This window comes from Paenibacillus peoriae KCTC 3763, from assembly GCF_000236805.1.
In the GTDB taxonomy this organism is placed as follows: domain Bacteria; phylum Bacillota; class Bacilli; order Paenibacillales; family Paenibacillaceae; genus Paenibacillus; species Paenibacillus peoriae.
The window spans coordinates 544,743-556,879 of sequence record NZ_AGFX01000041.1; the positions used below are offsets into that span (position 1 = coordinate 544,743).

Annotated in this window: 11 protein-coding genes; 1 reads left to right on the plus strand and 10 read right to left on the minus strand. The window is 45.6% G+C overall.

Features of this window, described 5'->3' with window-relative positions:
* Nucleotides 1-29: 29 nt before the first annotated feature.
* The 10 genes from KQI_RS0123665 to KQI_RS0123710 all read right to left on the minus strand — a co-directional run bounded on the left by KQI_RS0123665 (nucleotide 30) and on the right by KQI_RS0123710 (nucleotide 9,943).
* Nucleotides 30-731 (minus strand): hypothetical protein, encoded by a 702-nt coding sequence (locus KQI_RS0123665; RefSeq protein ID WP_010349366.1) that lies wholly within the window; start codon nucleotides 729-731, stop codon nucleotides 30-32.
* 65 nt (nucleotides 732-796) lie between these two features.
* On the minus strand, nucleotides 797-1,123 hold the full coding sequence (locus tag KQI_RS0123670; protein WP_010349367.1) for a hypothetical protein: 327 nt from the start codon (nucleotides 1,121-1,123) through the stop codon (nucleotides 797-799).
* A 17-nt stretch (nucleotides 1,124-1,140) separates the two neighbouring features.
* A complete protein-coding gene (locus tag KQI_RS0123675; protein WP_010349368.1) occupies nucleotides 1,141-1,575 on the minus strand; it encodes a hypothetical protein in 435 nt (144 codons plus the stop codon).
* Nucleotides 1,576-1,597: 22 nt separating this feature from the next.
* Nucleotides 1,598-2,650 carry a hypothetical protein gene (locus KQI_RS0123680; protein WP_010349369.1) on the minus strand — a complete coding sequence of 351 codons (1,053 nt, stop codon included), beginning with the start codon at nucleotides 2,648-2,650 and terminating at the stop codon, nucleotides 1,598-1,600.
* 126 nt (nucleotides 2,651-2,776) lie between these two features.
* A complete protein-coding gene (locus tag KQI_RS0123685; RefSeq protein WP_010349370.1) occupies nucleotides 2,777-3,034 on the minus strand; it encodes a hypothetical protein in 258 nt (85 codons plus the stop codon).
* 152 nt (nucleotides 3,035-3,186) lie between these two features.
* Entirely contained in the window at nucleotides 3,187-3,885 is a 699-nt protein-coding gene (locus KQI_RS0123690) for a queuosine precursor transporter (RefSeq protein WP_010349371.1), read from the minus strand.
* Between the two features lie 198 nt (nucleotides 3,886-4,083).
* Nucleotides 4,084-5,481, minus strand: a complete 1,398-nt coding sequence (locus tag KQI_RS0123695) for an L-cystine transporter (protein WP_010349372.1) — start codon at nucleotides 5,479-5,481, stop codon at nucleotides 4,084-4,086.
* Between the two features lie 235 nt (nucleotides 5,482-5,716).
* The gene (locus KQI_RS0123700) at nucleotides 5,717-7,621 is read right to left on the minus strand and encodes a beta-glucoside-specific PTS transporter subunit IIABC (protein WP_010349373.1); all 1,905 of its coding nucleotides are present in this window, start codon (nucleotides 7,619-7,621) and stop codon (nucleotides 5,717-5,719) included.
* A 190-nt stretch (nucleotides 7,622-7,811) separates the two neighbouring features.
* Nucleotides 7,812-8,645 (minus strand): BglG family transcription antiterminator LicT, encoded by an 834-nt coding sequence (licT, locus tag KQI_RS0123705; RefSeq protein WP_010349374.1) that lies wholly within the window; start codon nucleotides 8,643-8,645, stop codon nucleotides 7,812-7,814.
* 152 nt (nucleotides 8,646-8,797) lie between these two features.
* The gene (locus KQI_RS0123710; protein ID WP_010349375.1) at nucleotides 8,798-9,943 is read right to left on the minus strand and encodes a PTS transporter subunit EIIC; all 1,146 of its coding nucleotides are present in this window, start codon (nucleotides 9,941-9,943) and stop codon (nucleotides 8,798-8,800) included.
* A gap of 461 nt (nucleotides 9,944-10,404) precedes the next feature.
* On the opposite strand from KQI_RS0123710, the gene KQI_RS0123715 reads away from it, so the two are divergent.
* A complete protein-coding gene (locus KQI_RS0123715; protein ID WP_010349376.1) occupies nucleotides 10,405-12,105 on the plus strand; it encodes a methyl-accepting chemotaxis protein in 1,701 nt (566 codons plus the stop codon).
* The last annotated feature ends 32 nt before the right edge of the window (nucleotides 12,106-12,137 follow it).

The window sequence follows — 12,137 nt, forward strand, 5'->3', positions numbered from 1 at the left end:
TGTTTTGCTCCGCTACGACGGATGACGGACTAATAGGATGTACTGCTACGATAAGCAGTGGTCGGGTTCATAAGAAGTTGATCCCGCAAGCTTCCCACTCTACCGTTTTGTAGACCTCTTCCCAGTCTGTTACCCATCGTCTCCAGTTGAGTCGGACTTACGTTATTCGTGACATTAGGCAATGTCATATGGACAATCACATCACCGGAGCTGATCGTATACGAAGGGGGGGCAGGCATTTTAAACATACCGCCTGGCAGCTTCATCTCAGCCCAATGATCTACCCGAGTTGATTTGGACTGACTGTTCCACTCTCTGACCTGCTCCTGGAAGTTCCATGAAGCTTCCGGCTTCATATGGCATGTGCGCTGATGACTGAGTACACTATGCAAGCCCTGAGCTTGGTGTTTTTGTATACGGATGAACTCCATTGCGTCTGTTCGTACGGCTGCTATTTCAGCGTTTAGCATCTGCCGGCTTTGCTTCCTGTCTCGCTGTACCTTGCTCACGTTGGAAACTTCTGCTACCGGAACTGCTGATAGCTGATCTGGTTCTTGCTGGTTTACTTCCGGCCTTGTCCTAAAATCCAATAAGGTACTTACCGTAGTCTTGTGTTCCTCCAAACGCTCAAAGCGTACATCCAATCCCTGCCTCTTCTCCCTAGAAGAATGCTTTAGTGTCTGAATAAATGCCTGTAGCTCCGCAAGCACATCAGTCTCTAAATTACCCATACATTCACCACCCTTTATAAAATGAAACTCCCGCCCCTCCATATGGAGCAGAGCAGGAGTGACCTTCAACCAAGCATATTGGCCAAAAATGCCATATCTTCTTCGTCCGCTATCTTATAGCTGCCCATATATGAGCCGTCTTCCCTGACTTCTTCACGGCCTGTATGGCGGGGATCCGAACGATCCATTTGATCAGCCCCGCTCCATAGCCCAAAGGCAGACATAGAGGATACTTTAATTGTAAATTCGATATGGTCATGACACTGCTCCAGATAGTAGCCCAACTGAGGGAGGGTAAGGTCCCAAACCTGATGCTTGTCCAGGTGACAATAATGGGCCAGCTTAAAAAAAAGATTCGCCCAGTCAATGGGAGCTTGCCGGTCATACTCCAACTCCTCATCCTCAGTGGCTACATGGACTTTTTTATTCCATTCAGTCCGATCATGGCATCAATAATTTGCTTGGCTGTTTCGAGATCAACATACTCTTCCAAATACTCAGGAGTCATCCAGCTGTAATAAGGCTTGAAGCCCATCATCAGCACATCGATCAGTTCATGATATCGATCCGTACCTTCCGGCTCATCTGGGATCAGATTTGCAATAATAATACCGGAATCAATAGCATTCAGCTTTTTGATCAGCTTACGCGCATCCTTTAACCCAAGCGGGGGCAAATAATACGTTTTACCGTCACGTAGACGCACCTGTTCATCTTCTTCAAAGAATGCTTTTTCTTTAATTTGAGCTTCCTCTTCTGTCAAAATCTTTTTTGCATCTTCTGCAACTTCAGCTGACTTGGGAAGCTCATTTTTGGATGGAATGGTGAGCTCTCTTTCGTTCATTCTGAACACACATCCTTACGTATCAGTTGTTAGCAGATGCTGTTGCAACCTCATAACGCTTGATTGTACCTAGCTTGTTATCAAAGCGTTCCGGATCAATGACCGTCAAGGTTACATTATGCGTAGACGCCTGCTGGCGCTGAGCATCAATCGTGAAATTGGATTTCACGCGGCATTGATACAATTCCGTCTGGTATCCCTGTACAGAACCGTCCTTTTGCTCAAACCGGCCATCATGAACCAGATGAACTGTCAATGGTAAATCCCTGCTCGAAATATCCAGAACATCTACAACTTCATTGCGTTTATAGTTGACATAAATGGCTACATCCTTCAAAGCCGGATTGAAAATCAGCTTGCCCCCTTCAACAAGGTACTGCTCCTCGGTAGGGGTTCCGGTGGACAATCGTTTGAGAAGCTTGTTTCCTGTTAACGTACGCACTGAAATTTCAGGCGTGGTGTACAGCGAGGTGCCAAAGACAAGCTCTGCCTCACACTTCCCGTTCACTTCCTGAATCACGTGCTTCTCTTCCAGTTCCCACACAAATCCATCGTCATCCTGCTGAACTCCACTCAAAGCTACAGGATAAACAATCACTACTTTTTTCCCGGCCAACGCTGCATCGAACACTGCCTTGTTACCTGTCACGGTAACTTCTGTGGTTACACTTGGGCCTGTAATTACACCCTCATAGGCCTGAATAGCAGGACTTGTCGCTGCGGCTTCTGTAAGCAGCACCTGGTATGGGGATTCCCCCGGAACCGTCACCGTTTCCGTTACCAGTCGGTAAGACACTCCGCTAACACCTTCACGCAGCTTGGAACCAAGGACGAGACGGACCAGATTTAAGTCAAATTTGGCATCTTGAGCCGTAATATCAATCGTCTTTTTACGAAGCAAGGCATCCAGGGGCACACTGGAATCTCCACCCTCGATATCCTGCATATCAAGCTGGATGTCCAGAAGCATGTTGTTCAGTGTTCCGATCGTGATGAGTTCATCACTATTTGGAATTTTAGCCATGAACTTGCCTGCACCTTTAATCAACATTTTTTTGTTCTTCGTTATTCCCATTTCAAAAACCTCCAGTTTAATATTCCATTCCAATGGTATCCCAGTTTTGAGCAAACCACCTTCCTGACGATATCAATATAAGTGAAGCATTCGAGGTTTTAACTGTACCGGCGTACTTGACCGCCCTTATTGCCCCCGTTTCTTCATACAGGGTCTGCAGGCCTCAATAGACGACCTCGGAATATGCTGCTGCCGATTAGACTGTTCAACCTCATGTGGATCCACAAGGCTCCCGGACTGATCTATAATTTTACCTGTGAGTTCGCCGATACAATGCAGGCATAGCATGGCTTCTCCTGCCATTTTCTCCTGTGTAAAACTTTCTTTGGCCCTTTGTGTCACATAGCGAAATTTACATCGGGTGCATAGGGTAAACTGCTTCATTCCATAGCCTCCTTCATAGTAAAAGGTTTGATTAGACGAGCCACATCCTTCAATATAAGCAACTGCAAGCTTCATTGAACGATTCTCTATATACAGCAGTAAAATAATTACACGGTTATGCAAAAAAAAAAGGAGGGGCGCCCCCAAGCCAATTATGGCTTGAGAGTCTGCCCCTCCTCTTCTATTAAGCGGAAGTTGCGCGCGATGTACAAAATCGGTGTACCCGCCGCGGTCAGCACAAATTTTAAAATATAGGTAGTGAACAACAGCTCCAGCCATATTCCCCATGCATAACCGTAAAAAGCAATGCTACAGAAAATAAGTGTATCTATAAACGAGCTGATCATCGTGCTGCCATTGCCACGAATCCAGAGCTGATGACGCTCCGGGAAAAACTTGCGAATCCAGGCGTACAGACGCACGTCCAGCAATTGACTGACCGCATAGGCTGTCAAGCTGGCAAGCGCAAGCCTTGGCAGCAATCCGAACAACTGTTGCATCGGCGTCTGGGCGAAATCCGTTGCAGTCGGCTGGAACAGCAGGACCATCTGCATCGTGATCGTCGTCATAATCAGCGTGAAAAAGCCGAACCATACAGCTTTGCGCGCCTCTTTAGGCCCGTATTTCTCATTCAGCAAATCACTGGCCATATACATGGAAACATACATCGTATTTCCCAAGGTCGTGGTAATGCCGAGCAGATCAATGGTTTTGGTGACCTGAATGTTGGCCAGTACCGTAGCGACACCAATCCAGGCGTACAATCCTTTTTTACCGAACAAACGATAACATAACAAAAAGAACATAAAATTGACGAGGACAAAAGCCGCCCCCCATAACAGATTGAACATGAAATCCTCCTAGTTTTGATAGCGCGGGATGGTTGCGAACCGCGGTTCATCCGAAGCAAGCCGGAAAAACATTATTTTAATGTATCATAGATCAGGATTGGTGAACAGCTATAATTACATGGCGATGAAATCAAAACAAAGAGCCGGCCTGATGGCCGACTCTGAATATTGAGGTGCACAGTGCGTTTTAACATTTATTTAAGAACGTGCCGTTGTATCTAAATCCAGTCCATGGTCGTTGAACACGTCCTGATCGTTCTCCTTGAGCAGCTTGCTGGAAATGAGTCCTGCTGTAATCGAATCATTCACATTCAGCGCGGTGCGTCCCATATCAATTAACGGTTCGACTGAAATGAGCAAGCCCGCCAATGCTACCGGGAGATTCATCGTAGAAAGCACGATCAAGGAAGCGAAGGTTGCTCCACCACCTACACCCGCCACGCCGAACGAGCTGACCGTAACGACCAGAATGAGCGTGAGGATAAAATCCCAGCTCGTCGGATCAATGCCCATGGTTGGAGCAATCATGACCGCCAGCATGGCCGGATAAATCCCCGCACAGCCGTTTTGACCAATAGTTGCTCCCAAGGTCGCAGACAAATTCGCGATCCCATCGGACACGCCGAGCTTTTTCGTCTGGGTTTCAACATTTAACGGAATGGTCGCTGCACTGGAACGGGAAGTAAAGGCAAAAACCAATGTAGGCAATACCTTTTTCACATACGTCACCGGATTGTAGCCGAACAAGGCCAGCAAGATAAGATGGATGACGAACATCACCAGCAAAGCCACATAGGAAGCGAGCACAAATTTGATCAGCTTCAAGATTTCATCAGGATTGGTCGTAGCTACAACTTTCGTGATGAGTGCCAGAATACCGTAAGGCGTCAGCCTCAGCACCAGCGTCACAATCCGCATCACCACAGCGTACACGGCGTCAATTACATTGCGGAAGGTTTGCGCCTGCTCCGGCTTTTTGCGATCCAGTCCAAGCACAGCCACCCCGATAAAGGCCGAGAAAATAACGACTGCCAGCGTCGAAGTACGGCGTGCGCCCGTCATATCCTCAAAGGGATTGGAGGGAATGAACTCCAGAATCTGCTGTGGAATGGTCATATCCTGAACCGTCCCAAGACGCTCTTGCATTTTCAGGCCCTGTGCCTGCTCCTTTTCCCCGCTTTGAATCTCAATCGCTTTTAAATTGAACGACAGGCTGGTTACAATACTGACCGAAGCAGCAATAGCCGTTGTAATCAGCAGCACGGCAATTATAGATGCGCTGATTTTGCCGAGGTTTTGTCTTCCCTTCAAATTCATAATAGCTGAAATAATCGACACCATGATGAGCGGAATGACTACCATTTGCAGCAAACGGACATAGCCATTGCCTGCAAGGTTGAACCAATCGACCGATTTCGCAATAACCTCGGAACCAGAGCCATAGGCGTACTGAAGAATAGCCCCGTAGATCAGACCGAAGCCCAGTCCGGCAAATACTCTTTTTGTAAAGGAGATGTGCTTCTTCTGCATCCAGACCATCACGCCGAGCAGTGCAAGCAGGACGAGCACGTTCAAAATAATAAAGAAGGTATCCATATATTTTTCCTCCAGACACATGATGTTGTGCAAGATGACCCTTAAATCCGTTAATTACTATATCACAAAGCCAACTGTTTTTGTAGGTTTTATTCCAATATATGAATTGAAGCCAGCTCAGCTTCTTCGGGTTACATTGAAAACACAAAAAGGCAAGCCTCCCTGTTTCGAAGACCTGCCTTTTCTTGAATCCAACGCTTGATGTTCAGCTTTTACGTAAAGCCTTTTGTTGTCGTTAGACGATCACGGTATATAAAAGCTCCTGTTCCTTAATCACCTTATGCTGATTTCCAGCAGACTCCAACTCGCTAAACTGAGCTACGTTCGTAACAATAACAGGTGTAATCGTTTCGTAGCCAGCCTTGCGGATTTCCACCAGATCAAACTCCAGCATGAGGTCACCTACCTTCACTCGATCCCCTGCTTTCACCTGAGGCGTAAAATGAAGACCTTTCAGCTTAACCGTATCCATCCCAACGTGTATGAGCATTTCAAGTCCGGAATCACTCACCAAACCTACGGCATGTCCACTTTTGGAAATGGAGAATACGGTGCCTTCGACTGGAGAAACAACGCGGCCTTCAGTTGGCTCAATAGCCCACCCTCTGCCCATGATTTCTTGAGAAAATGCAGGGTCATTGACTTCACTGAGCGGTTTAACTTCACCCATAATCGGGCTATATACCGGAATCTTCTCACCTTTCGGCAGTGAAGCTACAGCAGATGGTACTGCTTCCTCAGCAGCGGAGTCTCCAGCAGCATCTGTTGTTGCCTGCGGTGCTTCTTCGTTCTTTTCATCTGTAAAGCCGATCAAATAGGTAACCAGCGCAGCAACTACAAATGCAATAATAAGACCCAGGATTGCGTACAAGAAAGTCGGTCCAATAAACATCGCCAGACCAGGCAAACCAACCAATCCACCCATAACATACGCTTTTGTACCAAACAAGCTCATGAAGCCCCCACCGACGGCTCCGCCGATCAACGCTGCAGTAAATGGTTTTTTAAAGCGCATGTTTACACCATACATTGCAGGTTCCGTTACACCCATAATAGCTGTCAAACTCGTGGAGAAAGCCACAGTTTTAACTTTGTCATTTTTGGATTTCAAGAATACGCCGAGTGCAGCACCAGCCTGTGCCAGGTTAGCTGCTCCCATAATTGGAATCATGTAGTCAAAGCCCAGCGTTGCAATCGAACCAATCATAATAGGAACCAACGCATAGTGCATACCTGTCATGATGATCAGGGAGAAGGTACCGCCGAGCAGCAGACCTGCAAGTGCACCTGTATTTTCAAACAGCCAGGAAATACCGCCCGAGAGGCCATTCCCAATAATAGAACCCAGCGGACCTACTGCAATCAATGTCAAAGGTACAATAATCAATAAAGTCAGTGTCGGAACGACAAGCAGCTTCAGTGATGCATGCGTATACTTATCGATGAATTTTTCCACATAGGACGCCAGCCAGATGGCGATGACAATCGGGATTACGGTCGAAGAATAAGTGGCCGCCGTTACCGGGAGACCGATAAAGCTAACCTTCACATTGGATGCCAGTAATGCTGTAATCGTCGGATGCAAAATTGAGGCGCCGATCGCTGCCGCGATAAACATATTGCTTCCCAGTTTTCTAGCAGCACTCACAGCCAGAATAATCGGCAGGAAGTAGAATGCACCGTCACCTATGGCCGCCAAAATCGTATAGGTCTGGCTCTTGTCGGACATCCAGTGCATAGCCACCAAGAGGGCAATAATCCCTTTGATCATACCTGCACCGGTGATCGCCGGTAAAATAGGTGTAAACATACCAGCTATAAAGTCAAACAGACTGCTGATCGGATTTTGCTTTTTCTTGGAAGCATTGCTTGCGCCTGTTTCACTTTGTGGCACCCTGGACATGTTGCTTACCAACGATTTGTACACGTTAGCTACATCATTACCGATAATGATCTGGAACTGGCCGCCGCTTTCCATTATTCCCATGACGCCATCCGTTTTTTGCAGCTGTTCCTTCTGAGCTTTCTTATCATCATGAAGGTTGAAACGCAGGCGGGTCATGCAGTGAACTACCTGCTCAACGTTTTCTTCACCACCGACCAGTGTAAGTATCTCTTTGGATAATTGATTCCGATCCATAAGGTATTCCTCTTTTCTTTATAAGGTGAGGATTTTGCAAAATCCTGAAGGTATATAACACGCGAATTGACAATAAAAAAAACCTGAATACAGAAAGCAGTCAGCTTTATAGAAAGCCAATCTTCTTTCAGCATTCAGGTTTTGCCTTCCGGTTAGAAGTAGCAATCCTAAATCCCTGATTATCGTTAAATCATTGATTTTTAATGATACGTTCGATATGAATGGTGAGATATAACATCTCATCCTGGGACAAACTTCGACCATAGATTTTAGTCGTATAATCCTTTATTTTCTCCGCACAGGCATAAGCGTCCTTATACTGTACCTTAACCATATCATGAAGGGAATTATCTGCATTTTGCACAGGAGTTCCGTTCATTACCCGTTGCGCAAAAAATTTGAGATGTGTAATAAAGCGGTAATAGCTTAGCGACTCTTCATCCAGCTCCATTACAAAAAAGCGACTGACAATATTTATAATATCCTTGACGATGTTCGTCAGGGCTATCGTTTCGCGCATTTCGCTATTGAGCTGGGCATTCACCAAATGTAGAGCGATGAACGCTCCTTCATCATCCGGAAGTGTAACTCCCAGCTTGTCCTGAATCATGTGTAACGCCTTGGTGCCAATTGAGAATTCTTTACGGTACATGCGTTTGATTTCCCAGTAAAGTGCATTTTTGATATCCATTCCCAAACGATAACGCTCAATGGCAAAATGGATATGATCCGTCAGCGAAATATAGATGCTGTCATGCAACTGTACACCAAGTATCGTTTTGGCATATTGGATGATTTCATCAGAAATTTCAACGTATTCAATAGGGATATCAGACATCAGGCTCATCAGCTTGCGGGAAACCTCGGTGCTTTCAAGCTTGAAAATTTTCTCGATTTGCGCTTCATCGATCTCATCGCCTGTGCTTTTCTTATAAGCAATGCCTCTACCCATGATGACCAGTTCTTTCTGATGCTCATCAATCACCGTCACGACGTTATTATTCAGCACCTTTTCTATCTTCATTCCATCACCTTAAGCCGCTTGGAGTAGTAAAAAGGGCAATACCAAAACTGACACTTAGTGCCTGCTTATGGTTTTGCCCGATATGCTCAGTAACAACCCACGATTGTGCAGTTTTGAAAAGCTGTCATCATAATATCACATAAAAACACAGTCTACAACATTTTTTTGTAAACACTTTCATGTGGCTCTTCCTTCACATCCTTAAAGCCTATAAAATACGTAATTACGCCTGCGCTAACAAACGAAATCAGCATCCCCCAAATGGCATACACTAATGTGGGTCCGACAATGATTCCCAGGCTGAGTAGACCTGTTATACCACCAACGGCCATTGACTTGGTTTCAAATAGAACCATAAAAGCGCCACCCAGCGCTCCTCCGACCAACACCGCAACAAAAGGCTTTTTAAAACGCATGGCGACCCCATACATCGCTGGCTCAGTCACCCCCAGCAGGGCAAGCAAGCCTGTCCAAAAGGCCAGCGTTTTCACTTTTCCATTTTTGGATTTAAAAAGCACGCCAAATGCTGCACCCGCCTGAGCAAGTGTTGCTGCCAATACCACAGGGAATATTTGATCATAACCCAAGGCTGCAAGCGAGCTAACCATAATCGGAATCATGATATATTGCATGCCTGCAATAATCAGCACAGCCATAGTACCCCCGAGCAACAGCCCTGCAAGCACTCCTGTATTGTCAAACAACCAGCCGAATCCATCGGATAAATATTCGCCGAGATAATTCCACAGCGGTCCAAAAGCAAACATCATCAAAGATATAGTGATCACCAGTGTCAATGTCGGGACAGCCATCAATTTAAGCCAACAAGGGATATACCTGTCCAACCACTTCTCCACATACGACGCCATCCAGACGACAACAAGGATTAGTATTATGGAAGAAGTAGCTTGCGGCTCAATAACTGACAAACCAGCAAAACGGATCTCCTCACCGGATTGGAGCAAAGCTGTTAGTTGGGGATGGAATACGGATGCTCCGATGGCCGCCGCAACAAACACATTGCTGCCCAGCCTTCTTGCCGCACTTGCCGCCACAAAAATAGGCAGGAAGTAAAATAACCCATCACTGACGGCCAATAAAATAGTATACATCGGTGGATCAGACAACAAAAAACCGAAGGACATTAAAACATATATAACTGCCTTGATCATTCCTGCCCCAATCATTGCCGGCAAGATTGGAGTGAATACGCCTGATATAAAATCAAACAGGCGACTTATCGTATTTCCTCCTATGGTAGCTTTGGGAGTTTCTTTAGAAAGTAGTTCCTGATTCATAACAACCTTTTTCTCCTTTTAATATGTATATTGAAGACTACATCCAAACTTACTAAAGCAAGCTTACAAGAAGCTTGTAAAACAGCTATTCCTTATACTACTTGTAATAGTTCTTTTTTACAATAGTTTTAAAGAAGACTAAACACCCAAGACCATAGTTATATGTTTTTTGTTTGTTTTTGGGCAAATATGACTATTCAACCGCTTGTTAATTATGTAAAATAGGTCTATCCTACTTTTTAGTAAATCATGGATTCCTTCCCTTTCTCATTCTTGTCTCTTGAATATAGCTGAAATATACATAGAAACCGAACATTTTCAGTTTTTTCTTCAAGTAAAGAAAGGAAAACAAGTAGATCATGGTGTGTCTAGTATTGCAAATGGACAAGCAGACTACATCAAGCAGGGGAATTCGTCTGTTTTTTTATTATCATTATGTGAAATGTGAGAGGAGATTTATCATGAAGCGTTTTAATCGTTCCATTGGTGCGAGATTGCGAGTTATGTTTATATTGATTCAGCTTTTAGCATCCCTTCTGTTCAGCATCAGTTTCTACGCAGTATCTATGAATATCATTAATAACAGTGTCTTGCCTCAGGTAGACCAAATGCTGGAAACCGGAGCCAAAAATGTATATCAGGATCTCAATATTTCTTTAGCTGTTCAGGCTGGGCAAGGAAGCGGTTCTGATTCAGGCTCCGTTTTACAGATGGAATCTTATCTTCAGCAGAAGGTCGATACCCTCAAGTTAGAATCGGCATATCTCGCGGTGGAGAAGGATGGCAAGGCCGAAATTGTCGCACGTAATGTCAAATCAGCCTATAAGGTCAAGGATGCTGTCGTTCCTGTAGAGGATATTAAAAAAGCCAAACAAGGCGAGATGAATGTCAGTGACATTTACAGCGACTCATACGGGGTACACAAAACCGCCTTCTTTGCTATATCGGGCAGTAATCTGATTCTTGGTGTGAACGAAGATGTCGGCTTTGTACAGGAAAAATCGCAACAAATTTTATGGATATGCATAGGTATTACCATAGCAACGCTCCTGCTGAGCGGAATTATTTCTACCCTCATCGTGCGTAAAGTTGTAGGGCCCATTGCCGAATTGGTTCGTCATAGTGAAAAAATCGCTCAAGGAGACCTTTCACAGGAAGCAAAGGTTCATGGCGACAACGAAATTGCTCAGCTTGCCCGCAGCTTTCAATCCATGTCTCATAACCTGAAGGAAATGATCGGTCATGTACTTTCTACATCTGGTGCGGTTGTAAAAGGCTCCAACGAGTTGCTTCGTCGGACTGAAGCTATGGGTGTTAAAGTGCAGGACTCTACAGTTGCTGCAGAGGAAGTGGCCAAGGGAAGCTCCAGCATTGCTTCGGCTGCTGCCGAAAATGCACAGGCCATGGAGGAAATCGCTCAAGGGGTGCAGCATATTGCATCCTCTGCCAATGATGTATCCGATCAAATCAGTGAAGCGACCCAGGAAACGGTTAACGGTAATACGCTCGCTCAAAATGCGGTAGCCCAAATGACGCAGGTAGGACAAGCCGCCGATGAATCGCTGCGATACATTCATAGTATGAATGAGCGCTCTGAAGCCATTGGCAGTATCGTTTCGGCTATTTTCGATATTACGAAACAGATCCAAATGCTGTCCCTGAATGCCTCAATTGAGGCTGCACGTGCGGGTGAACATGGCCGCGGCTTCGCCGTAGTAGCCGGAGAAGTCCGCAAGCTCGCCGAGCAATCCAAGGAAGCAACACAGGAGATTTCCGATTATTTGGTTACCATTCAGGAAGTATCACAGCAGTCCGTGGATTCCGTCACCCGGGTCAGTCGTGAAATCCATTCGGGCACGGAAATGGTTCAACAGGCAAGTTTAGCCTTTAATCAGCTCAGTGAGCTTATGCAAGAAATCAATGCTACGATTCAAACGGTATCCGCAGCAACGGAGCAAGTATCCGCCAGTTCGGAAGAGGTATCGGCATCCGTAGAGGAGACGGCCCTGATCGCTGCCAATGCACAGAATATGATCCAGGAAATCGGTTTAAATGCAGATGAGCAACTGAATGAAATGGAGAGTCACAGCGAAGTAGTACGTCAATTAAGCAAGCAAGCGACTGAACTGCAAGCAGCCGTGCAAAAATTTAAAATCGTGTAAGCAGGCAACCTAAAAAGAGGTGTCTCTTAGTC